The 22,340-nt window shown below is 68.7% G+C and carries 22 protein-coding genes; 12 read left to right on the top strand and 10 right to left on the bottom strand.

Features of this window, described 5'->3' with window-relative positions:
* Nucleotides 1-458 precede the first annotated feature (458 nt).
* Nucleotides 459-1,301: an oxidoreductase gene (locus tag ACFO8M_RS26400; RefSeq protein ID WP_387981050.1), complete on the bottom strand. Its 843-nt coding sequence runs from the start codon at nt 1,299-1,301 to the stop codon at nt 459-461.
* A gap of 100 nt (nt 1,302-1,401) precedes the next feature.
* Here ACFO8M_RS26400 and ACFO8M_RS26405 point away from each other — a divergent pair, with 100 nt between their 5' ends.
* The gene (locus ACFO8M_RS26405) at nt 1,402-2,067 is read left to right on the top strand and encodes a DNA-binding response regulator (protein WP_387981051.1); all 666 of its coding nucleotides are present in this window, start codon (nt 1,402-1,404) and stop codon (nt 2,065-2,067) included.
* Between the two features lie 55 nt (nt 2,068-2,122).
* On the top strand, nt 2,123-2,620 hold the full coding sequence (locus ACFO8M_RS26410) for a hemerythrin domain-containing protein (RefSeq protein ID WP_387981053.1): 498 nt from the start codon (nt 2,123-2,125) through the stop codon (nt 2,618-2,620).
* 74 nt (nt 2,621-2,694) lie between these two features.
* Here the strand turns inward: ACFO8M_RS26410 and ACFO8M_RS26415 are convergent, their stop codons facing one another.
* Together ACFO8M_RS26415 and ACFO8M_RS26420 are read right to left on the bottom strand one after the other, a co-directional pair.
* Nucleotides 2,695-3,006 carry a hypothetical protein gene (locus ACFO8M_RS26415; RefSeq protein WP_387981055.1) on the bottom strand — a complete coding sequence of 104 codons (312 nt, stop codon included), beginning with the start codon at nt 3,004-3,006 and terminating at the stop codon, nt 2,695-2,697.
* Nucleotides 2,999-3,352 (bottom strand): hypothetical protein, encoded by a 354-nt coding sequence (locus tag ACFO8M_RS26420; protein WP_387981057.1) that lies wholly within the window; start codon nt 3,350-3,352, stop codon nt 2,999-3,001. The genes ACFO8M_RS26415 and ACFO8M_RS26420 overlap by 8 nt, the downstream gene beginning before the upstream one ends.
* Before the next feature lie 155 nt (nt 3,353-3,507).
* Between ACFO8M_RS26420 and ACFO8M_RS26425 the strand changes: the two genes are divergently transcribed.
* The 4 genes from ACFO8M_RS26425 to ACFO8M_RS26440 are packed head-to-tail and all read left to right on the top strand — an operon-like array spanning nt 3,508 to nt 5,913.
* Nucleotides 3,508-4,461 (top strand): helix-turn-helix domain-containing protein, encoded by a 954-nt coding sequence (locus ACFO8M_RS26425; protein ID WP_387981058.1) that lies wholly within the window; start codon nt 3,508-3,510, stop codon nt 4,459-4,461.
* On the top strand, nt 4,458-4,697 hold the full coding sequence (locus ACFO8M_RS26430) for a DUF397 domain-containing protein (RefSeq protein WP_387981060.1): 240 nt from the start codon (nt 4,458-4,460) through the stop codon (nt 4,695-4,697). Before ACFO8M_RS26425 ends, ACFO8M_RS26430 begins: the two co-directional genes overlap by 4 nt.
* A gap of 35 nt (nt 4,698-4,732) precedes the next feature.
* The gene (locus ACFO8M_RS26435) at nt 4,733-5,464 is read left to right on the top strand and encodes a hypothetical protein (protein WP_387981061.1); all 732 of its coding nucleotides are present in this window, start codon (nt 4,733-4,735) and stop codon (nt 5,462-5,464) included.
* Complete coding sequence (locus tag ACFO8M_RS26440; RefSeq protein ID WP_387981063.1) at nt 5,464-5,913, top strand: hypothetical protein; 450 nt, start codon at nt 5,464-5,466, stop codon at nt 5,911-5,913. The genes ACFO8M_RS26435 and ACFO8M_RS26440 overlap by 1 nt, the downstream gene beginning before the upstream one ends.
* Nucleotides 5,914-5,987: 74 nt before the next feature.
* On the opposite strand, the gene ACFO8M_RS26445 is transcribed toward ACFO8M_RS26440, so the two are convergent.
* The 4 genes from ACFO8M_RS26445 to ACFO8M_RS26460 are packed head-to-tail and all read right to left on the bottom strand — an operon-like array spanning nt 5,988 to nt 11,153.
* On the bottom strand, nt 5,988-7,178 hold the full coding sequence (locus ACFO8M_RS26445) for a CHAT domain-containing protein (protein WP_387981065.1): 1,191 nt from the start codon (nt 7,176-7,178) through the stop codon (nt 5,988-5,990).
* A complete protein-coding gene (locus ACFO8M_RS26450; protein ID WP_387981066.1) occupies nt 7,172-8,806 on the bottom strand; it encodes a hypothetical protein in 1,635 nt (544 codons plus the stop codon). Before ACFO8M_RS26450 ends, ACFO8M_RS26445 begins: the two co-directional genes overlap by 7 nt.
* The gene (locus ACFO8M_RS26455) at nt 8,803-9,858 is read right to left on the bottom strand and encodes a hypothetical protein (protein ID WP_387981068.1); all 1,056 of its coding nucleotides are present in this window, start codon (nt 9,856-9,858) and stop codon (nt 8,803-8,805) included. The genes ACFO8M_RS26450 and ACFO8M_RS26455 overlap by 4 nt, the downstream gene beginning before the upstream one ends.
* On the bottom strand, nt 9,855-11,153 hold the full coding sequence (locus ACFO8M_RS26460; protein ID WP_387981069.1) for a hypothetical protein: 1,299 nt from the start codon (nt 11,151-11,153) through the stop codon (nt 9,855-9,857). Before ACFO8M_RS26460 ends, ACFO8M_RS26455 begins: the two co-directional genes overlap by 4 nt.
* A 131-nt stretch (nt 11,154-11,284) precedes the next feature.
* Here ACFO8M_RS26460 and ACFO8M_RS26465 point away from each other — a divergent pair, with 131 nt between their 5' ends.
* Together ACFO8M_RS26465 and ACFO8M_RS26470 are read left to right on the top strand one after the other, a co-directional pair.
* A complete protein-coding gene (locus ACFO8M_RS26465; protein ID WP_387981071.1) occupies nt 11,285-12,568 on the top strand; it encodes a PA2928 family protein in 1,284 nt (427 codons plus the stop codon).
* Nucleotides 12,569-12,649: 81 nt separating this feature from the next.
* The gene (locus ACFO8M_RS26470; RefSeq protein WP_387981073.1) at nt 12,650-13,438 is read left to right on the top strand and encodes a hypothetical protein; all 789 of its coding nucleotides are present in this window, start codon (nt 12,650-12,652) and stop codon (nt 13,436-13,438) included.
* Between the two features lie 7 nt (nt 13,439-13,445).
* Here the strand turns inward: ACFO8M_RS26470 and ACFO8M_RS26475 are convergent, their stop codons facing one another.
* Nucleotides 13,446-14,093: a TetR/AcrR family transcriptional regulator gene (locus ACFO8M_RS26475; RefSeq protein ID WP_387981075.1), complete on the bottom strand. Its 648-nt coding sequence runs from the start codon at nt 14,091-14,093 to the stop codon at nt 13,446-13,448.
* A gap of 85 nt (nt 14,094-14,178) precedes the next feature.
* Here ACFO8M_RS26475 and ACFO8M_RS26480 point away from each other — a divergent pair, with 85 nt between their 5' ends.
* The gene (locus tag ACFO8M_RS26480; protein ID WP_387981077.1) at nt 14,179-14,736 is read left to right on the top strand and encodes a DUF4386 family protein; all 558 of its coding nucleotides are present in this window, start codon (nt 14,179-14,181) and stop codon (nt 14,734-14,736) included.
* Here ACFO8M_RS26480 and ACFO8M_RS26485 read toward each other — a convergent pair.
* The gene (locus ACFO8M_RS26485; RefSeq protein WP_387981079.1) at nt 14,700-15,119 is read right to left on the bottom strand and encodes a DUF4259 domain-containing protein; all 420 of its coding nucleotides are present in this window, start codon (nt 15,117-15,119) and stop codon (nt 14,700-14,702) included. The two genes, ACFO8M_RS26480 and ACFO8M_RS26485, sit on opposite strands and share 37 nt — an antisense overlap.
* 109 nt (nt 15,120-15,228) lie before the next feature.
* On the opposite strand from ACFO8M_RS26485, the gene ACFO8M_RS26490 reads away from it, so the two are divergent.
* Entirely contained in the window at nt 15,229-18,021 is a 2,793-nt protein-coding gene (locus tag ACFO8M_RS26490; RefSeq protein WP_387981080.1) for an Hsp70 family protein, read from the top strand.
* A 53-nt stretch (nt 18,022-18,074) separates the two neighbouring features.
* On the opposite strand, the gene ACFO8M_RS26495 is transcribed toward ACFO8M_RS26490, so the two are convergent.
* Nucleotides 18,075-19,790: a carbohydrate-binding protein gene (locus tag ACFO8M_RS26495; RefSeq protein WP_387981081.1), complete on the bottom strand. Its 1,716-nt coding sequence runs from the start codon at nt 19,788-19,790 to the stop codon at nt 18,075-18,077.
* A 206-nt stretch (nt 19,791-19,996) separates the two neighbouring features.
* On the opposite strand from ACFO8M_RS26495, the gene ACFO8M_RS26500 reads away from it, so the two are divergent.
* Both ACFO8M_RS26500 and ACFO8M_RS26505 read left to right on the top strand, forming a co-directional pair.
* A complete protein-coding gene (locus tag ACFO8M_RS26500) occupies nt 19,997-21,022 on the top strand; it encodes a LacI family DNA-binding transcriptional regulator (protein ID WP_387981083.1) in 1,026 nt (341 codons plus the stop codon).
* Nucleotides 21,023-21,081: 59 nt separating this feature from the next.
* Nucleotides 21,082-22,332, top strand: a complete 1,251-nt coding sequence (locus ACFO8M_RS26505) for a sugar ABC transporter substrate-binding protein (protein WP_387981084.1) — start codon at nt 21,082-21,084, stop codon at nt 22,330-22,332.
* The last annotated feature ends 8 nt before the right edge of the window (nt 22,333-22,340 follow it).

Below are 22,340 nucleotides of genomic sequence, written 5' to 3' on the forward strand. Positions count from 1 at the left end.
CGGTTCCCTCACAGCACCAGGCCGGGAGCTACCCGACACCAATCCTGCTGCAACCCACACTAATCGGCTTATGTCGTAGTCTGCTTACCACCATCTCGTTCACCTACACGGATTCCGTATCCCTGTACGTATCTCAATCATCCCTCTTCCCGAGAGCGGTCGCATCACCCACAAGAAGAGAAACATTTCATGTTTCCGGCCCGATCAGGCTGCACCCCAGGGGAAACTGGGCCCTGCAGTCGCTACCCGGCCCCCGCCCCACCATCCACTACTTCGTCGCTGACCGCTTGAAGCACAAGGCACCGCTGCCGGAAAACCGCCGGCTTCTCTGCCCAAGACCACCCGGAGCGCAGACCAAGACCAGACAGCCACACCCCAACCACAGTCCCGCGGCGCCCCGACTCTCGGGCGGGGCGCCGCGCTGAACCCGGGGAGCACGCGTCGGCGACTCCGATCGGTCAGGCACGCAGGTCGGCGAGGTCCTCCTCGCTGAGATCGAGATCGCCCGCCGCGACGTTCTCCTCGAGGTGGCCGAGGTCGCCGGTGCCGGGGATCGCGAGCGAGTTCGGCGACTGCGCGAGCAGCGCGGCCAGCGCGACCTGCTGAACGGTCGCGTCCAGTCGTGCGGCGACCTTGCCGAGCCGCTCGGTCTCGAGCGGGCTGATGCCGCCGCCGAGCGTGAAGAACGGCACGTACGCGATGCCGGCCGCCTCGCATTCCGCCAGCAGCGCAAGGTCTTCGGTGTGCCGGTTCTGAACCGCCGCGACGGGCGCGATCGCCCGGGCCTCGGATAGCTGAGCGGCGCTGACGTTGCTGACGCCGAGGTGCCGGATCACGCCCTCATCGCGGAGCTCGGCGAGCACCGCGAACCGGTCGGCGATCGAGGCCTCGTCGGGGCCGGTCATCCCGCCCACTCGCAGGTACACCAGGTCGAGTCGGTCCACGCCGAGGGCGTGCAGGTCCGCTTCGACCAGGCCGCGCAGTTGACCGGGCGTCGCTTCGCCGGTCGGCGCGCCGCCCGGTTCGCGCATCGGCCCGACCTTCGTCGCGATGACCAGGCCGTCCCGGTACGGCGCGAGCGCGGAGCGGATGAGCGCGTTGGCGTGGACGGCGCCTCTGCCGTAGAACGCGGCCGTGTCGATGTGGTTCACGCCGAGTTCGACGGCGCGGCGGAGCACCGCGATACCGGTCTCCGGAGGCCGCGGCGGACCGTCGAAGGTGCTCATCGCCAGACGCATCGCGCCGAAGCCGAGCCGGTTGACGGGCTGGTCGCCGCCGAGGGAAAAGGTCTGGTTCGTCATGAGGCCGATCCTGTCCGCCACCGCGGTTTCCGGCGAGCCGTTGGCAGCTTGCTGCCAGTCGGCGATTGCCGCGGGCCGAACCTGCTGGAAGACTGGGACGATGCGGAGTGAACCGGTGTTCTCAGTGCGGGGCGACGACGAGCTGATCTCGCGAGCCCGGCACCTCTTCGCGTCGGTGCGGACCGAGTTCGTGTGCGCCGCAAGAGACCTCAAGACTTGGGCGCAGCCGGAGGCCAGGGCCTCGATCCGGCATCGCATGCGGGACGCGGGCGGCGACGGTTTCACCGCTCGCAAGCTGCTCAGCCCGGTCGCGCTCGCCGATGAGGAGGACCGCGCGCATTTGCGTCTGGTGCGCGACAAAGGGGCGCTGGTCCGGATCAGCGGTTCGCCGCTGCCGCACGAGATCATCCTCATCGACCGGCGGGTGCTGATCCTCGCCGGGCGTGAGACGATCGGCGGCCGCGAGTACACCGTGACGACGCAGCAGACCCTGATCGACGGCGTCGAATCGCTGTTCCGCGCGGTGTGGGACGCCGCCGTCGATTTCGAGGACTACCTGCGCAGCGACGTGCCACACCTCGACGCCGACGGCCGCGTGATCCTCAACGCCCTCGGCTCGGGGCTCACCGACGAGTCGGCGGCCAGGCGGCTCGGCGTCTCACTACGCACGTACCGGCGGCGCGTGGCGGAGCTGATGGAGAAGCTCGAAGCCGGTTCCCGCTTCCAGGCCGGGCTGCGCGCGGGCGAACTGGGGCTGCCGCGGTAAGGGCGCGGTCTTGTCGGGCGCGGGTAGGATCGCCTGCGGCGCCCCTGCCCGGTGGGTGGGACGCCGGATCAGAAGGAGTCCACCGATCAATTCCGAGACCGACCGCCTGGTCGCTTTCAGCACCCAGCTTCGCAATGTCCACCAGCGCCTCCGCAAGGCGCTCGACCTCGCCCGCCGCTCGATCGACGGCGAATTCGACGAAACGGGCGGGCAGGATCTCCTCCTGTTCTGCCGCGGTTTCTGCTCGGCCCTCAGCGGTCATCACCGCAGCGAGGACGGCGGCCTCTTCCCGCAGGTCATCGCCGAACACCCCGAGCTCAAACCCGTGATCGCCAACCTCATGAGCGACCACAACATGCTCGAGCACCTCATCGGCCAGCTCACGGCCGCAATGGATTCGGACGCCGAGCCCGACGAGCTCCACCGCCACCTCGACGGCATCGGCGCGGTCATGGAGACCCACTTCAGGTATGAGGAGAACCAGCTCCTCGCCATCCTCGACACTCTGGCCCTTGAAGGCGAACCGACCCAACTGCTCGGCGAGCTCGCCTGAGTAGCTGAAAAGGCCGGTCGATCCGCAAGCGGATCGACCGGCTTTTGTGCTGTGTTGTTCTGCGCGATCGGGATTCAGGTGTTCTCGGGCTTGGCGACGAGTCGCAACGCCCGCTTGAGGATCCACGGGCACCACTCGTCGTTCTTCCAGGCTCCGAACCATTCTGGTGTGGGTTCGGTGTCGTCGAAGAACCGGCAGATGACCCGGGGACCGGCCCCGTCGTTGCATTCGATGCGGTATTCCGAGGCGGTCAACGGGTGGTCGGTGGCGATCTCGCGGAAGACCGAGAAGATGGCCGGCCCGCGATGGAAGGTGCCGAGCCAGCCGTCGGTGTCCGGATGCGGGTCAGGTTCGGGTTCGCTTGGGGAGCTTGTTGAGTCAGCCATCGCAGAAGCGCACCTTCCCGGGGTTCGGGCGGTCGTCGGCGTGGCCGTTGTAGAAGACCTTGAAGGCGGCGTCTTGGACCCACGCCTTCCACTCGGGTACGAAGGCTCGCCACTCCTGGCCCCATGTGGCATGGAGGTGACCGGAGTTGACGCCCGATACGACGAGCACGAGGTCAGCCGGGTTGTTGGTCAACGCGACCTGGAACGAGTCTGGTGCTGGGACGCTGGAGGTCCAGACGGTGAAGTTGGTCTGCTTGTCGGTGAAGGTCCCCCGAACGAGCGGGACACCTGGCCGCTGATCGCGGTTGGGATTGTCGGGTGAGTGCGCGACAATGGTCGAGGACACGGATCAACCTCCGATGTCTGTTAAGACCGGGGCGGGTGCAGGTTGGTAGCCAGGTCTCCCGCCCCGGTCGGCTTCTGTTGAGGGCACGAAATGTCCCACCTCGCGAACCCCATCCCTGGAATCCCAAGATGCACTCCTCGTGCCTGATTGGTATCATGGCACACATCATCGAGTCGGGCAATATTGCCTCACTCGATCCGGTCCAGAATTTTCTGTCGGTTCTCCGACAGAGGCTTGGAGTAGCGATGGCGATCATTACCGGACCCGGACCCTCTCTCCGTTCGCAGTGGCTTGGCGAGAAACTTCGAGAGCTGCGGACTGCCAAGAAGATGTCGCTGCGGGTAGCAGGCGAATACCTCCAGCGAGACGCAAGCACCATGAGCCGCTACGAGAACGGCGAATACCCGCTACGGCGAGCCGATTTGGTCGCACTCATGACCCTCTACGACGTAGCCGATCCCAAGCAGCGGGCCGATCTGGAGCAAATTTGCGAAGATGCATGGCAACGGGACTGGGGGGACAACCACAAGGCTGACTTCGGCAGGGACTTCATCGATGTGCCTTGGCTGGAAAGCCGTGCCAGCCACATCCGGGCTTACCAGCACTTCCTCATCTACGGTTTGTTTCAGACCCGTGACTACGCCGCGGCAGTCATTACTGAACTCAAGTTCGGGCATGAATCGGCCGAGCAGATCGCTCGGTGGGCCGATCTCAGAATTGATCGCCAGAAGATTCTCGTTGGAGACTCTGCGCCGCAGATCGATGCGATCTTCGAGGTCTCGGTTTTGAAGCGCATCACGGGCTCACGGAAGGTGACGCGCGCACAGCTCCGGCATCTGCTGGATCTCACCGAGCTGGGCAGCATCACGATCCGCTTCATTCCCGAGGAGTCGCGACCGCACAAGGGTTCCGAGGGAACCTTTACCCACTATCATCTGCCGCCGCCGTATCCGGCGGTAGCTCATATCGAAACCCGAGTTGGCGGGCTATATGTCGAGGAGCCCAAAGCGAGCGTTTTTGAGGATGTGTGGCAGGATCTTGACCGAGAAGCACTATCCGTGGAACGGTCGCGCGACCTGCTCGCCGATCGATTGAAGGAGATGCGATGAGCACCGAACAGCAGCTCTCGGTGGGCGAGTTTGCTGGAATCCGCTGGCGCAAGAGCACCCGCAGCACAAGCGGCAACGGACAGTGTGTGGAGGTTGGTCCCTTGGCTGATAGCTCTGGCCGGGTTGCGGTGCGTCACTCGCAGCACCCCGATGGCTCGGTCATCGTCTACACCCGCGCCGAGTGGGAAGCCTTCCTCGCCGGGGCCAAAGACGGCGAGTTCGACTTCACCGCCTAACCTTCCGTTCCGAAACTCGAACCCGGGGCGCTCCTATGGCTTCGCTCGATGCCCTCTCGGAGGCCATCCGATCGAGCCTTGACCTGGTTCGCCACCTTGCCACCAGCATTGCGGCGAGCAGAGATCAAGCTGCCGAGGTTCGAGATCGCCTTGCAGCCCTTGGTGTCGAACGCGGTTCGACTCAGATCCACACGAGCGTTCAGCGGATCGAGGAAGGCCAGGCCCAAGCCGGCGCCATCGCTGATCGACTTGCGTCCGCGCTCGCGGCAGTGGATGCCGCACGAGCCGGAGCAGGTGGAGCGTCCGGTGGCGGCGGGCAACCACCCAGCGCTCGGACGGCCGCTTCAGGACCTGCAGCTTCGACCGAACCTACCCGCGTCGGCAAACGCCACCTCTTGAACCGGATCGGCCTCAACAGCCCCGCCAAAGAGAAGAACACCGTGGTGCTCCCTCGCGTCGATACTGATCGCGATATCGCAGCGATCAAGTCCGGACACGCGCGGCACCTACGCGACAACCTCTACGAGGTCAACGACCGCATTTACGGCCTGGAGACTCCCTCCGGGACGGTCTACCCTGTCAAGGGCGATGGGTTCGTCGCAATGGACAAGCTTCAGTTCACCGCGCTTAAGGGCCTTGTGGCCTACAACGGCGATCGGGGTGCCGCCGAGCAGGATCCGAAGATCGCCCGGTTCCGTCGTCACATGACCGACGAAACTTGGGAGCACGCTCGTCGCGTGTTCGAGCAAGGACAAGGGAGAGCCTGATGCGTGACTACACCGTTGTGTTCATCGAACCGGTGGAGCTGGAGGCTCTGGTGCAGGCTGCTGTTGACGCATTCGCGATTCCTCGTGGCCAGATTGAGGTCTGGGATGGCCAAGAGTTCGCCGCCCCCGTCGTGGAGCCGGTCATCGCGCAAGTCGCGGTCGGCTCCGGGCCCGGGTCATTCGCCGAGTTCGTTGGTTTCGATGCCTTCGCCGAGCACACCGGCGCGCCCGACCACCTGACCGTTGCGGTCGCACTCGTCACCCAGGTCGAGAAGCGCGCGATCTTCGCCCCGGAATCCGCCGAGGACTACCGGTGGACACTGGTCGCCGCCGACGGCAGCCACGGCAAAATCGTCCTCGACAGCGACCAGCTCGACAACGGCACCATCGCGATTCTTGGAACCGTCGAACCGATCACCGGCGCGCCCGAACTGCCGCGCGTTCGCTAGGTCGATCCTTCCTCGATCCAGGCTGCTGATCGCCATGCTGGGGCAGGTCCAGCCCCGGGCATGAAACCGCACGGTCAGCCGTGGGCGGTGCCGAAGGCGGCCCAGATTATTGGGGAGTCTTCGACTCTTCCCTCGGATTCCCAGCGGGCGGCCTGTGCTCGCTGCCAGTCGCTCAGGGCCGCAACCGGGTCCGGTGACCGGTGGGCTTTATCCACAGCCAAGGCGACCTTGGGGATAACCGTGGTCTCCTTCGTCGCCTCGGGCGCGAAGCGGCGGATGCCCGCGTCCGTCGGCAGGAGCCAGCGGGTCGCAGTCACATACTGCGCGCCCGCGTGGAGGGCCGCGGCGACCAATCCAACCGGCTCCGCGAAGCGGACCTCGCCGCCGCTTTCACAAGCGACGAGCGCGACGCGGTTCGGCATCCTCCAGCCGCCGGGCGAATCAGGGCGATGCCCCAGCACGATGTCGGCTGCTGTCAGCGGGCGGTGCCCCGCGACGACCGCGGCTCGGCCGGTGGTGGTTGGGCCGCAACTCAAATGAAGGCGGGCGTCGAGGCCGTGCTCTGCGGTCGTCACGTGTCCTACATAGAGGAAGCGAGAAGCATCGGCGAGCAACGGTTGGAGGATGTCTCTGGTCTGGTCCGCGCGGCGGAAGTCCGATTCGTTGAGTCCAAGCGCCTTGGCCAGCGCCGCACCCTCTGGGCCGAGCACTGACCCGAGCGCGCTGCCGCCGCCCGGCACCTTCGGGTCGAGGACTGCCGCCACCTCACCATCGGGCCTCCACGGGGACACCCGGCGCTCAGGCGCGTTGCGTACCGTCGCGGGTGGGAGCACCGACATGTCGGCGTTCGTCACGAACCTCTCGCCGACATCCACATGCAGTGCCTCCCAAGGCACTTGGGCGGTCGCGTGGGAAGGCTGGATGCGCACGTGCGGGCGCAGTCCCTGCTCCAGGAACCCGTTCAGTTCCATCGCGAGTTGGTGGGGGATGAGTGCGTGCGCAAGCGCGTGCGTCAGCTCGATCTCCCGTTTGCGGTCCATGAACGCCCCGGTCAGTGAGCGTTCGAGCGCCTGGTCCACGGTCTCGCCAGGCAGCGGGGTCGGGAGTGCGGCGGCGAGCGCATCCAGGGCCGGCCGCACGGATTCCCCGGGCACCATGATGTTCTGGATCGCGCCGAGCTCGTGTTCCCAACGCCATGAGTAGAAGAGGTGGTCGGTGTCGACGAGCTTGAGCTGCACTGTCGGGCGTTCGGGTGTGTTCACCATGCGTCCACCACTTGGTCTGATCGGATGGCGAAGCCGTAGCGTCGTTCGGTCTCCGCGATCCATGGTTCCAATGCGGAGGGACGGTTCGGGTTGACCCGCAGCCGCGGCGGCAGTGCGAATCGCGCGGCCGGGAAGTCCTCCGAGATCCCGGTGACGAATGCGGAAGCGGCGTAAGACAACTCGTCGAGTTCGCTGCTCGGGAGCACCAGCTCGGGGAGCTCTGTGGCGGAACTTTCGGCGGCTCCGACGGTGTAGTTGGGAGCGTTGAGTGAAACCGTCCCGCTCATGTGCTCCAGGAGCTCAGAAATCAAAGCGCCATCGCGCAGCGCGGTCACCAGGTGCAACGCGTGCGCCATCGCGGGAATGGCGACCGTGGCCGCCCACTGCTCCCGGGCCCGGCCGGGCGTGTACTGGTGGCGGATCGCGTCGGTGGCCAGCGCTGACGGGAGCGAGAGGTCGAGCGCTTTGTGCAGCAGCCGTTGCTGTTTGAACGGATTCTTCGAGAGTTCGCACTGCGTCGAGACAGCGAAGGAACGCCGCATGTCGAGGCGCGCGAGGTGGTACCGCGCGCCGGTCGCCTCATACAGGGCGCGGGCTTCGAGGTAGGCGCGCTCGGCCGCCTTGAAGTCGGCCTCGGCCGCGAGCATGTCGCCGTGGAGGCTGAGGGCTTCGGCGAGCATCGTCACGTGGCCCGCGGTGCGCAGGGTCTCGATCGCCTGCGGCAGCAGTGAACCCGCGAGGCCGGAGTCGCCGCCTTGGAACGCGATGTGGGCGCGGCTGTAGCGGATCTCGGCGGCGTGCAGCGGCTGCTCGCCGTCGAGGAAGGCCCGCTCCGCGTTGGCGAGGAGCCGCCCGGCCGTTGCGAAGTCGCCTTGGCGGCTGGCGACGCGGCCCTGGTTCGCGACGGCGAGTGCGGCGAGCGCGCTGTCCCCGGAGGCCGAGTGGATCTGCTCGGCCAACCGCAGATACGACATGGCGGCGTGGTGATCGTTGTGGGCCTGGGCGATCAGGCCGAGGTTCACATACGGGTGCCCCGCGAGGCGCGGATCGTGGGTGGTCGCCAACTCGAGGGCTCGGCGGGCGGCGGCTTCGGCGTCTTCCAGGCGTTCGAGGCCGATGAGCAGCACGCTGCGGGTGTTGTGGAGCATGAACGCCAGCCAGCGATCGTCCCCGCCCGGATCCGCTTCGGCGGTGAGCATCAGGGCGGTGTCGAGGTCGGCGAGGGCGTCGTCGAGTCGGCCGAGCAGTTGGAAGGTCTGGGCCCGTTGGATGTGGGCGCTGGCCCGGACGGCCACCGTGCCGTACCGGTCGCCTGCTTCGCGCTCAGCGCTGTCGCAGGCGAGGAGCGCTGCTTCGGCGAGGCGCAGCGATTCGGCGGTGTCGCCGCGGTTTTCGGCCACGGTGGCGAGGTTGCCGAGTACCCGGGCGCGGCAGTCGAATCCGGCGGCGTCGAGGTCCTCGACCTGGGTCAGCAGGTAGGCCTCCTCGAACATCGCGGTCGCCTCGGTGACGCGGCCTTCGCCCACCAGGAGTGCTGCGGCGTTGTTCAGCTCGCGGAACCGGGCCCAGCGCGGGCCGGTGGTTGCTTTGCCGCGCAGGCCGATCAGGTTGTCGGGGATCTCGCTCATGGCGTGTCCAACGCGGCGGCGCGCTCGGCGAGGCCGGCGTCGGGGGCGGTGAGGCGTTCGCGGGCGAACTCGACGATTGCCGACCTCCAGGTCTCGGCGACTGGATCGGGCACGGCGGTGGCGGTCGCGAATGCGGGGGCGAAGACGTGCACTGCCCGGGCCGCGGCCGGGAGCATCAGGAACCCTTGCGGCGCTTCGACTTCACCGGTGAACATGCCGGTGTTCTCGTCGCGGTGCAGGCCGATCTCGGCGGTGGCGATCCGTGCGGTAAGCGCGGCCTCGTACGCCGCCGGTGCGGCCGGGACGCTGACGGTGAGGATCGAGAGGTCCGCGCGCTGCGCGAAGGTCCAGCTCGCGTCTGCTGCGGCGTCGACCAGGCCTTGTGGCACGAGGTCCCAGCTCACTGGCGCCGTGCCGCTGGCGACCACGAGGTCCTGGGCGTGGCTGCCGCCCGCTGCGAGCGTCCAGCCGCCGGGCTCGATCGGGGCCGGTTCCTCGGACGGTTCGACACCCGCGTCCTCCGCGAGGTCGAGCAGCATCGCCTTGAGCGCCAAGGCTTCCCCGCCGAGGAGCGGATGCGTTTCCAGTGCGGCCAATGCCCCGAAGTCGACCTCTTCGAGGACGCGAGTCATCGCGTCCTCGTCATCGAGGAGATGTTCGACGGCGGCGGTGCTGGCGGCGGCCTCGGCGCGGAGCACGCCTTGCGACAGGGCCGGGACGGCCGCCGCGTGCGAGGACGGCCACCACGCCTCGGCCCAGCACAAGTGAGCGAGCCGGCGGGCGGCGTCGAGGACCGGTGACGTCCATTCGGTGCTGATGGTGTCGGCTCCGGCGAGGATCGCTCCTGCCGCATCGGGTCCGAAGATTTCCCACAGCCAAGCGGCGGCCTGGTCGGAGTCGTAGATTTCGGCTGCCGGATGCGCTCGGCGTTCCAGTTGGTCCCAGTAGAGGAGTGCGCCGCGCGCCTCGACGAGCGCGACCCGCTCGGGATGCGGCCGGAAGGGGCCGACCGTGACCACTGCGCCGTTCTGCACGACCGCAAACTCGGTCATGCCTGTCCCCCTTCGCGTTCGAGCGCGCGCCGCAGCCGGTCGCGTTGGTCCATGACGACTGAGCGGAGCACGCCGTCGAGCAGGTCCCACACCTCGTCCGCCGCAGTGTTCTCGCTGCGCAATTCGCGGCCGTGGAGCCGAGCCCAGAGTCGGCGCAGGTAGGCCCGCCGCACGGTCCGCACCTCTTCGCGGAGGTCTTCGGGGATCCCGGCGGCCTCCGGGTCGGGAAGGCGCAGTGCGCGATGCACATAGGACTCGCGCTGCCAGCGCCGCTGCAGGCGTGCGTGGGCGTCGGATGCCGGAACGGCCGGTGCGGCGTTGCCGGGTGAACTGCCGTCGAGTACGGCGCTGGCCTCGCGTCCGAGTGCCATGGCCACGCGTCCGGGTTCGCCTGCGAGCTGCCAGGCGGCGGCGGAGCGGTGGATCTCGCCGACGACCATCGAAGGGATGTCGGCCATGGACTCTCGCTGGAAAACCGCGGTGAACGCGGCGAAGAGTCGTTCCATGATGGACCGGTCGAAGGGCCGGGGCAGCTGCCGTTTCGAGGCCCGGTCGCCCAGGGCTGGGGGCGTGGGCCGGTCGCGTTCGGTGAGGCCGAAGTCGCGTGCGACTCCGGGCCGGTCGAGTTCGGCGGCTGCGGCGGTGCCGATGCGGTTGTCCGCCAAGGTCTGCCAGAGGCGTTCGTCCGGTTTGGTCACGCAGCCGTCCAGGAATTCGGTGAGCCCGGGCGCTGGTGCAGGCTCGCGTGGTTCGGGTGCGCGGTCCTCCCACGCGGTGCGCAGGAGCCTGGCGAGTTCGACGGCGCGCGCTGGGTCGGTCATGAAGCGGCGCAGGCGATCCACGGTCAGTTCGCCGCGTTCGGCGTGCACGTCGGTCACGGTCTCGGCCGCGATGGCCTCGGCCCCGGGCTGGTCCCGTGGATGACCGTGCAGGTGGGCGAGTTCGAAGCAGCGCTGGAAATAGAGGTCTTGCGGGTGGCCCTCGGTGACTCCGGCGCGGCGCCGGGCCCGCTTCACCAGCTGGAACCATGCGGCGGTCGCGGCCAGCGCCGGGCCCGCGTCCTGGAGTGCCCGGCGCAGCTCGTCGACGTGCTCGACGCCGATGAGGCCGCCCGCGAAGCGGGGATTCTGGGTGGGGCGCAGCACGAGCGGGTCGAGGAGGAGCTTGACGGTGCGGGCGAGGGGTCGCCCGGAGGCGTTGCTCAAGGGCGCGACGGCATCGCCGAGCTGGGCCCACGCGTCCGCGATGAGCATGCCCCGTGGCACGGCCGCCGCGGCCGCGATGCCTTGCATCATGTCGCGAAGTGTAGTCGGATCGCACCGGCATCGTGACGCGCGAAGTTCGGCCGCTGAAACCTGTGACCGGTAGGGGCCGAGGGGAGGCGACGCTGACTGCGTCGCCCGCTCACCGCAAGAGGAGCCCCGTCATGAGCCACGTCCCCGGCTATTCGTCGGCCCGACCGTTCCCGAGCCACCAGCCGCCCGTGCGGTCCCCGTACGGGACCCCGGACCACCCGTTGACGCCGAAGAGGGCGCGCCGGTCCGGTGTTCTCGCGATTCTCGGGCTGATCGTGGTGCCGTCCTTGGGGATCGGGGCCGTCGCGATCGTGGGGGAGCACCTGTCGGCTCCCGACCCGCAGATCACCGTCCAGTCGGGTGTCGGCTTCGGCGCGTACGACGGGACGGAGCTCGCGCTCGTGCCCTACGACCGGGTCGGCAACGGGGGCTTGATCGAGTCGATGCAGAACGACATGTTCGAAGTGCGGCTCGCCGCCGTCGAGCTCGCCACGGGCGACACGGCCTGGGACGTGAAGCTCACGGATGAACTCGGTTGGAACGCGGCGGTCGTGGCGGCGGGGGAGCAGTACGCCTACCTCAACACGGACGACGGCCTGCAGATCCGCTCCCTCTCCGACGGCTCGGTCGCGGTCGAGGCCGGGGAGGTCACCGGACTGGAAGGGGCCCAAGCGGTCTCGGGCGCGGCCTACGCGTTCGATCCCGCGCTCGGCGCGGTTGTCGCGCTCGACGTCAACGGCGGTGTCCACGTCATCGCCCTCGACACACTCGAAGCGGTCCCGTCTGACGCCGACACTGCGGCGACCTGGTCCGGGCTGCTCTTCGCGGAAGGCCCCGTGCCCGACATCGGCGGGATGACCACCACAGAGGCGCTGCTCGCCGACGGCGAGAGCAGCCTGCGGATCGAGCCGACCGCCGACGGCGCGCTCGGCGGGAGCCTCGTCCTCGAAAGCCCCGACGGCGAGCGGGCGCTCGGCACCCGCGTGTTCTACGAGGCCGCGATCGTCCTCGACCAGGCGGCCGTCACGAGCACGTTCTCCGTGGACATCGATGTGGACGAACTGATCGAGGACTTCATGGAGGACGCGGCGGCCGCCGGACAAGACCTGTGGACCGGGCTCGGCGAGACCGCGGCCGGCGCAGCCTCGGGGCACGCGCTCATCGAACACAAGCCCGATCCGGCCGGTGAAGGCTATGCGCTGCACGTCATCTCGCTGGAGACCGGCCAGGTCACCGCATCGCTCAACACGGGCGACCACCTGGGCCGGGCCCTCACCGGCGCGAACGGCTACACGGCCGTGATCGCCGCGCCCGAAGGCGACACGTGGCACAGCGACCTGGTCCTCGTCGCCCCTGACGGCTCAATCGACCGCGTCGAGATCGGCGCGACCGACCTCTTCGGCGACCCGGCATAAGCCGGGCCTCCGCAACCTGTGACCGGTAGGGCCGGTCGCGACCCGACACTCAACCCACACCGCATCCGAAAGGAACACCTCATGTTCAAGGCACTCAACCTCCTCGTCATCGCCGCAGTCGGCGTCTGCGCCGTCATGTTCGTTCTCACCGGCCTCAACAGCGAGGGCCCCACCGCGTGGGTCAACGGCTGGATGATCGGCGGGATCATCGCGCTCTCGATCCTGCCGTTCTCGGCCACCATCGGCCGCGCGATCGAGCCCCTCCGGCAGATGCGCGGCCTCGTCCCCAAGGGCTTCGAGGGCGCCCCGATCGCCATGGGCACCATCGTGTCCGCCAACCGCACCGGCCTGACCATCAACGACCAGCCGCAGCTGGAGATCCTGTTCGACGTCGAGACCATGGACGGGCAGTCGTTCCGCGGGGTCGCGAAGGCGATCATCGACCTCACCGAGCTCGCGGCCGTCGTCCCCGGCGCGATCCTGCCCGTCCGCTACCGGCCCGGCAGCACCGACGGCCGGGTCGCCATCGCCGCCGACGCCCCGCAGGAGGAGCTGCAGGCCGTGCTCGACCGAGTGCGCGTCGCGAAGGGCCTCGTCACGCCCCGACAGCTCGAGATCTCGGAGCAGGGCATCGAAGCGAAGGCGGTCGTGTTGGCGCTCAACCCGACCGGCGAGATCCGCGGCGACCGCGCGGTGATGGACCTCCGGCTGCGCATCACCCGCCCCGACCAGACCCAGTTCGACCTCGACCAGCAGAAGCCGATCGACGCGAGCGCCGTCCCGCAGGTCCAGCCGGGCATGGTCGTGCGGGTCCGCTACCTGCCGCACGACGAGTCCGAGGTCGTGATCATCACGGCCCTCAACCCGTGAGCCGATGTCACTTCAGGAGGGCCTCGACCGCGTCCAGCACGAGGTCGAGGCCCGGGTCGAAATCGTCGGCGAACGCGTAACCCGGTTGCAGCAGATGGCCTTCGGCGAGCGCCGTCAAGTACGGGTAGGCCTCGGCGGCGGCGCCCATCGACAGGCCCACTTCGGGATCCGCGTCCGGTATCGCCGCCTCCTGGAGCACGAACCCGTACAGGTAGGCGTCGATCACGGTGTAGGCACGCGTTGCCATCGCCGGTGTGAAGCCGCTGTTCAGCAGCACGCCGGCCACCGCGTCGTGGTGGGCCATGGTCGCCGGGCCCGGACTCGACCGGGAGTCCATCAAGGTCAGCGCCCACGGGTGCCGCGCGAGCACCGCACGGACCGAGACGGATCGGGCGCGGAGCTCGGAACGCCACGGCCCCTTCGGATCCGGCCGGTCGATTTGCGCGAACACGAAGTCCACCATGCCGTCGAGCAGGTCCTCCTTGCCGCCGATGTGGTTGTAGAGCGACATCGGCTTCACCCCGAGGTCCGCCGCGAGCGAGCGCATCGTGAGCGAACTCAGGCCCTCGGCGGTCGCGAGGGCGGCGGCGGCCGCGATCACCCGATCGCGGTTCAAGGGCTTGGACCGCTTCGGTCTCGGTTCGGCTTCCGCCATGTCGGCACTCCTCGGCCCGCTTGACTCACTGACCACCACAGCGTAACGTACAAAGTAAGCTTACTAAGTATGTCTGGAGCACGTCATGACCCCTCTGATCGCCGGTCGCATCACCGGTTCCCTGTTCCTGGCCGCATTCGTGCTCTACGGCGGCGGCAGTGCGCTCGGCGCCGTCCCGGGCGGCATCGCGCTGATCTTCCTCAACTCGATTGCGGTGGCCGCCATCGGCTTCCTGGTGCGGGCCCGGTTGCGACCAGACGCTCCCGGCGCTGCCGAGGGCTACTTCTGGGCGCGTCAGACCGAGGCAGTGCTGCTCGCCGCCGGCGTCTGGTTCCTGCTCGCCGACAAGCCGGACACCAACGCCCTCCTGTACGCCGCCGCCATGTGCGCGCTCGCGGTCGGGAGCATCCCGATGCTCCTGGCGCTCAAGCGGCTCCGGTGGTTCCCGTCGTGGTTCACCGTCTGGGGCGCGATCGGCTACGCCCTCCTCGGCATCGGCGCCGTCATGGACTTCGCCGTGCCCGGATCGGGGATCTTCTTCTCCATCCCCGGCGGCCTGTTCGAGATCGCCTTCGGCGTCCTGCTCATCCGCGCCGGATTCCCCGCTCAGGCGGAATCGCCCGCAGCGAGCCGTTCCCGGTAAGGGCGAAGGAGTTCGAGCACCTTGTCGAGCGCACCGCCGTCGGCCCACAACTCGTGCCACTCGTTCTCCCGCGGGTCGGTGACCCGGTCGAAGACCCGCAGGGCCTCCAGCCGCAGCTCCCCGTCCGCCTCGAACGGGTGGGAGGCCAGCAGATCCACGGCCGAAGGGCTCCCAGGGTCCGCGCCGAGCCGCGCCGCGACCAGCACGGCCGCCGCCACCGCGGCGTCGGCCTCCGGGTTCTCGATGTACCCCTTGCTGTCGCTGACCTCCCGCATCGTCCCGAGCAGGCCGCTCCTGATCGCGTCCGGAGCGGCGTCGGAGAGGTCCCCTACGCAGTCCAGCGCGCCGTCGTTCTCGAATGGCCCGTAACCCCAAGCCCCCATGTGATGCTCCGTTCAAATGCGCCGTCGGACAGTGATGCCACAGTAGATCCAGGGTCCGACATCGGGATATCCTCGCGAAGCATCGCCCGCCCCCTTCCACCCTCCGCCCTTGAGTAGGTCCGCCTTGCAGACCCCTGTTCAACTTGCCGTCGATCTCGGCACCACGCACACCGTCGCCGTCGTCGGCCGCGCCGGTCAAGAACCGCGCTCGCTGCTCTTCGACGGCTCGCCGCTGCTCCCGTCCGGCGTGTTCCTCGACAACGAAGGGGAACTCCACACGGGACGGGACGCGCAGCGCCTCGCCACCGCCGAGCCCTCACGCTTCGAGCCGTATCCCAAGCGCCGCATCGATGACAGCTCGGTGCTCCTCGGCGACCGCGAAGTATCTGTCGAGGAACTCCTCGCCACCGGCCTGCGCCGCGTCGCCGAAGAGGCGGCGGCCTCCGGACAGCGCCCGACCGAGACCGTCCTGACCTACCCCGCCGACTGGGGCCCGGTGCGTCGCGCCGTCCTCGAACGCGCCGCTTCCCACGCGGGACTCGGCCGGGTCCGGCTGCTCGCCGAGCCGATCGCCGCCGCCACGTATTGCGCGGAGGTCCTCGGCCAGGAGATCCCGCGCGGCGGCACCGTCGCGATCTTCGACTTCGGCGGAGGCACTTTCGATGTGGCCGTGGTCCGCCGCGAAGCCGACGAGACCGGGCGCCTGCGGACCCTCGCCGTCGGCGGCCTCGACGACCTCGGCGGCCTCGACATCGACATGGCCCTCGCCGCCCACCTCGGCCGCGTCGTCGCCGGACGCGACCCCGAGCTCTGGCGGCGCCTCTTCGAGCCCGAGACGACCGCCGACCTGCGCGACCGCCTCGCCTTCTGGGGCGAAGTGCGCGCGGCCAAGGAGATGCTCTCGCGCACCTCCACCGCACCGGTCGCGCTCCCCGGCCACAACCCGATGGGCCTGCACCTCACCCGCGACGAGCTCACCAGCCTCGCCGACCCGCTCGTCGCCCGCGCCGTCGACGAGACCCGGCGGACCCTCGAACGCGCCGGGGTCGACCCGGTCGAACTCACCGCGCTGCTGCTCGTCGGCGGCTCCAGCCGGATGCCGCTCGTGGCGACTCGACTGCACGCGCGCCTCGGCATCGCCGCCTCGGTCCCCGAGCAGCCCGAACTGCCGGTCGCCTTCGGCGCGTTGCTGTTCGCCGTCACCGACCAGGCCGACCCGGCAGTGTCGAGCCCGCCTGCGACGCCCCCCGCGGGCGCGCCCGGCGCGCTGAACTACGCGCCGTACCCGGTGGTCGGGCCCCCGTCCCCGGCACCGAGCCCGGCCAGTGGGCACCCCTGGCCCGCGCCGTCGCCGCCCCCGACCCCGGCAAGCACGCTGCCGCCGCCGATGCAGACCCCGGCCGGGACGCTGCCGCCGCGCACCACCGTGCCGCCTCCGATGTCCTTCCGGGCCAGACCCCCCAAGATCGGTGAACTGCCGCCGCCATTCCGGCGGCACATCATGTCCGTTCTGGCGGGCTCGCTCGCGATCGTGGTCACCGTGGCCGTCGTGATCTCCCAGCTCGACTGGGACGGCGCCACCGGCAACCTCACCGACCGCCTGCTCGACGGCGTCGAATCCCTCGGCCAGGGCTCCACCGGCCCCGAACTCGTGTCCGTGTACGACCAGCAGCTCGGCGGCACCAGCCCGGGGGCCGTGGTCGCCACCGCGGACATGGCCGTCTTCGCCGAGATCAACGTGGGCCATACCATCGTCAGGGCCGTCGCGACCGACGGGACGTCACTGTGGACACAGGAGTACGAGCTCGAACCGGAAGACCTGTACCTCATGGTCGTCGGCGACCTGCTCATCCTGGACGCCATGTACTCCGCCACCGACGAGGGCCGCACCATGCGCGCCGCCGCCCTGCTCTCGACCGGCGAACTGCTGTGGAAGCAGCCGTGGGAGGAACGCAACGATGTCGCCTTCTACGGCACCGAAGTCATCGTCGAGCAACGCGACGGATTCGACGACAACGCCGCGATCCGCATCGACCTGGCCACCGGTGAGGAGTTGTGGAGCCAGAAGGGCCCCGAGAGCCTGTACACCATCGACGACCACCGCATCGGCGTCGCCACCGTCTGGGGCGTGAGCGACGGCCCCGGCGCGGTCCCGCCGAACTCCTACTCGCTCTTCGACAACCTCGCCGCCACAGAGCAAATCGTCGACCTCGACCCCGAAGCAGGAACCGCCGTCGTCCGCGACACCACCACGGGCAACGAGACCGCGAGCGGCGCACTCCCGATCGACGACGACTACTGGACGGTCTTCGACGGCTATGTGATCGCCCGGGCCTCGGAGGAGGCCTCCCCGGGTCGCGACACCCTCGTCGCCTACTCGCTCGACGACTTCAGCGCGGCCTGGAGCATCCCGATCGACGTCAACATCAGCATCTACGAGGTCAAAGCCTGTGGGGCCCAACTGGTCTGTGTCGCCCTCGACCACACCGACGCCGACAAGACCGTCGCCTACGACACCGCGACCGGCGACAAGGTCTGGGAAGCCGTGTTGGACTGGGCCGATGAAGCGCACTGGTACACCTCACCGGACGCACTGGTCCTCGGCGGCCAGACCTTCGACACCGTCGACACCGCACGGGTACTGGACTTCGCAGGCGGCGAGATCGTCGAAGGCGAGCTGTTCGTCTCGGCCCTGGCGGTCCAGGGCGGCCGGGCGGTGATGGACGGCTCCGACATGGGCGGGTGGGAGGTTTCCGTGCTGGACATGGCGACCGGCAAGACCTCGGCGGCGGCGGACGTCGGCGCGGACCTCGCCGAGCACGCCTCCCTCTCGGGCGACCTCCTCGCCGTCCTCACCGGCGACAACCGGGCCCTGGTCTTCACCGTCCCGGCCCTGGACTGACGCGCGAAGGGCCGGGCCCGCGTCGCGGACCCGGCCTTCTATCAGGGAATCGATCAGGTCAACTTGATGTAGTCCAGTTCGGCGTAGCCCGTGCCGCCGTTGAAGTTCGGCGCACCCTTCGCCAAGCGGATCACGTTGTAACCCGCTTTCAGGTTCACCGTGACGTTGACCGTGGAGAACTGGGCCCAGCCCGCGGTCGCCGGATAGGACACGGTGGAGAATGCGCCGCCGTTGTAGGCCAGGCCGTGGGTCGAGGTCGCCCCTGTCCCGTTGGCGTACCTGATGGCCATCGTGTACGAGCGGGCCGTCGGCACGTTCACCGTGAAGTCCACGAAGGAGTCCGAGCGCATGTCCGTGTTGTTGTCGATCCGGCCCACGTAGTAGCCGTTCGACGCGTTGCCCGAACCGAAGGTGTTGGCGTTCACCACGGTCTGGTTCTCCGCCTCGTAGACCTGCTGCCACGACGTGGTCGGTCCGCCCACCGGCGTCACCACGAGCTGGTAGGCAGCCTCGGCGTCCATGTTGTTGACCGGCACCGAGATCGCGCCGTTCGAGACGGTCATCGTCGTGGTCGAGATCGTCGTCGGCGCGGTCACGGCCGTGTGCCTGCCCGAACCCGGCGTCGAAAGCAACTGGACCTGCACCTGGGAACCGAGAGCCCCGAGCCCCGTGACCCGCACGGTGTTGTTCCCGTAATCGCCGCCGAAGACCGTGTTCACGATCTTGCGGGTCGAGTCGTAGGAGGCGACGCCGTCGAGCCAGCTGTCCGGTGTGGTCCTCACGATGTTGCCCGTCATCGCGCCGTACCAGCGGTACAGCCAGTACGAGGCGGTCGGCTGGTTCTGCAGCGTGAACAGGCCGTCGAACGTGCCCGCTTCGAACCAGTACGCCCGGTGCGCCTCGCGGGCGCCGTGCCGCTCGAACACCGCCATCCAGTGCAGCGCAACCGAAGGGATGTCCATCTGGTTGTAGCTGTTGTACTCGTTGATCGCGATGGGCCGGTCGGAGATCCCCAGCGAGTCCTCGATGGCGCGGTAGTCGGCCACGTGGTCGTCGAAGTTGTTCCAGTCCATGTCGGTCAGCTCGTGCCAGACCATCACGTCGGGCACGGTGTTCGTGTTCTTCGCGTGCGTCATGAACGAGAGCATCCGGTCGTGGTTGTACGACGCCCAGCTCGGGCCCACGATCGGCGTCACCGGGTCGAGCGAGTCCACGAGCTTGTACGTGCGCGCCCAGCCCTCGTTGAACGACCCCGCCTCCGAGGTCTGCCAGGTCCAGTCGGGCTCGTTCCACAGCTCCCAGCCGTGGATGTTGGTCATGTCGGTCTCGGCGAGACGGTCGTTGACCATCTTCGTGACCTTCGATTCCCAGTCGCCCCAACCCTGCCAGTCGTAGGGGAACGTCGGGTAGATGTCGGGCATGCGGATGAACTGCTGCGCGCCCGCCCGGACGATGTTGTCGCCCACGTCGAGCGAGTCGCAGCACGGTTCGGTCGCGCCGTTGCCGAGGTGGGTGGTGCCCGGCGCGGGCTGCGTGAAGCTCGTGGGGTTGAGCGGCTGCAGCATCGCGGTGGTCGGCTGCGAGTCCGAGCCGACGCCGTAGAGGCCGCCGGCGGCGACCTGCGTGGCCGGGCGGACGATGTTGCCGACGTCGACCGTGAGTGTCAGGCCCGCGGCTTGCGCCGGAACCTGACTCCCGGCGATGACGGCGCCGAGGGCGAACGCGATGACGCCTGCGCGCGTCGCGGCCCGTCTGAAGACGGATTTCATGAGTGCTCCTAGTCGATAAGTCGAACCGGTTCGACACTTCGATGAAGGTCTGACGGTAGTTTCGAACCGCGTTCGATGCAAGTTCTTCGATATAACAGAGTCATATACTCGGGAAACATCGCTTGCCTCAACTTGCGTCAGACGCATCACGGGGTTATGCTCCGAACCGGTTCGACGATTCTCGTCGGCTTTGAGGAGGCAGTTCAATGGTCAACATCGGCGACGTCGCCCGCGCCGCGGGCGTGGCCCGCTCGACCGCGTCGTACGCACTGACCGGCAAGCGCGCCGTCTCCGACGAGGTGCGCGCCCGGGTGCGCCAGGCCGCCATGGAACTGGGTTACACCCCGAACGCCGGCGCGCGGGCCCTCGCCACCTCCCGGTCCAATGTGATCGGGCTCCTCGCCCAGTTCCTGCCCGACGAGTTCGCGCCCGCGATGCTCCAGTACATCCAGGGCGTCACCGACACGGCCCGCGACCTCGGCTACGACATCCTGCTCAGCACCGACGCCGACGGCCCTGGCGCTCTCAAGCGCATCACCGACTCCCGCATGGTCGACGGCGTCGTGCTCCTCAACGTCGCCGACGAGGACGACCGCCTCCCCGTGCTCCGCGCCGCGGTCCAGCCCGGCGCGCTCGTCGGCCTGCCGCGCGACTGCAGTGGCGTCGACGTCTTCGACCTCGACTTCGAAGAGGCCGGCCGCGCCATGATCGAACACCTTGCGCGCCTTGGCCACCGCGAACTCATCCTTGTCTCCCAGCCCGAGCACGTGATCGAACGCGGCGGCGCCTACGTCTGGCGACTCCAGAACGCCGCCAAGGAGACCGCCGCCGCCAACGGCGTCACCCTCCGCACCGTGTTCGGCGCCGCGACCCAGCCTGACATCGGCCGCGACCTGCACGCCCTGCTCGACGCCCACCCCACCGCCACCGGCCTGCTCCTCAACAACGAGGCCGCCGCCGCGGCCCTCCCGACCGTCCTGCACTCGCGGCAACTGACCGCACCGGCCGACCTCTCGGTGATCGGCCGCTACTCCGACGAATTCGCCCGCACCTTCTCGCTGCCCTACTCCTCGATCGAAAGCGCCCCGGACCGCTTGGGACGCATGGCCGTACGCCAACTCGTGCGCCGCATCGAGAACCAGGTGAGGGAGGACGACCCCTACGTCGTGCGCTTCGTCGGCCCAGAACTCGTCGACCGGGGCAGTACTGCCCCTCCGGCGACCCGGCAGTAACCCATCCCTCAAAAGCGGTCGGCGCCGTCGACCGAAGCCCGTTCAAGGAGGAACCAGCTATGCAACCCACCAAACCCCTCGTCAGGACCGCGGCGGCAGGCCTCGCCTGCGCCGCCCTGGCGTTCGCCACCGCCTGCTCTTCAGGGGGCGGCACCACCGATCAGGACGCCGACACGTACACCTGGTGGGACCCGTACCCCCAGCACGCCGAAGACTCCGACTGGGCCAACCGCGTCGCCGCCTGCGGCGACGCGGCCGGGGTGACCATCGAACGCACCCCGTTCGACACCACCGCGCTCACCAACCAGGCGCTGCTCGCGGCCCAGGAGGGCACCAGCCCTGACGTCATCCTGCTGGACAACCCGGCCGTCTCCACCTTGGCCGACACCGGCATGTTGAGCACTGTGGACGACCTCGGCCTCGACGTCTCCGGCGTCGACGAGAACCTCCTCGCCGCCGGCGTGGTCGACGACGAGACCTACGGCATCCCGGTGGGCGCCAACACGCTCGCGCTCTACTACAACGCCGACGTGCTCACCGCCGCCGGAGTCGACCCGGCCACCGTCACCGACTGGGCCTCCCTCACCGCCGCGCTTGAGCAAGTTACCGGTAACGGCGCCAAGGGGATCACCTTCGCCGGCATCGGCACCGAAGAGGGCTCCTTCCAGTTCCTGCCCTGGTTCTGGGGCGCCGGCGCCGACCTGCGCCAGCTCGACTCGCCCGAAGCCGTTGCAGCCCTGGAACTCTGGACCGGATGGCTCGACGCGGGCTACGCGCCCGACTCGGTGATCACCAACTCCCAGAACACCACCTGGGAAGAGTTCCTCACCGGCGAATACGGCTTCGCCGTGAACGGCACCTGGCAGGTCAACAGCGCGCTCGACGCCGGATTCGCGACCGGCGTCATCCCGCTGCCCGCCCAGAACGGCGGCACCGCACCGGCGCCGACCGGCGGCGAGTTCATCGTCGCCCCCGTCCAGACCGACACCGAACGCTACGACGTCACCCGCCAGATCGTGGAGTGCATGACCACACCCGAAGGCTTCGTCGAGACCGCCACCACGTTCGCCTACTACATCCCGCCGACCGCCGACGGCCAGACCGCGCTGCTCGAAGCCCAGCCCGAGCTCCAGCCCTGGGTCGACGCCGTCCGCGGCGCCAAGGGCCGCACCAGCGACAACCTCGGCACCGACTACCCGATGATCTCCGAACAGCTCTGGACCGCCGTCCAGAACGCCCTCTCCGGCTCGGCCACTCCGGCCGACGCCCTGGCCCAAGCGCAGACCGACGCCGCCGCGGCCACCGAATAAAGACGGAG

This window comes from Glycomyces rhizosphaerae, assembly GCF_042647865.1.
GTDB classification, from domain to species: Bacteria; Actinomycetota; Actinomycetes; order Mycobacteriales; family Micromonosporaceae; genus Glycomyces; species Glycomyces rhizosphaerae.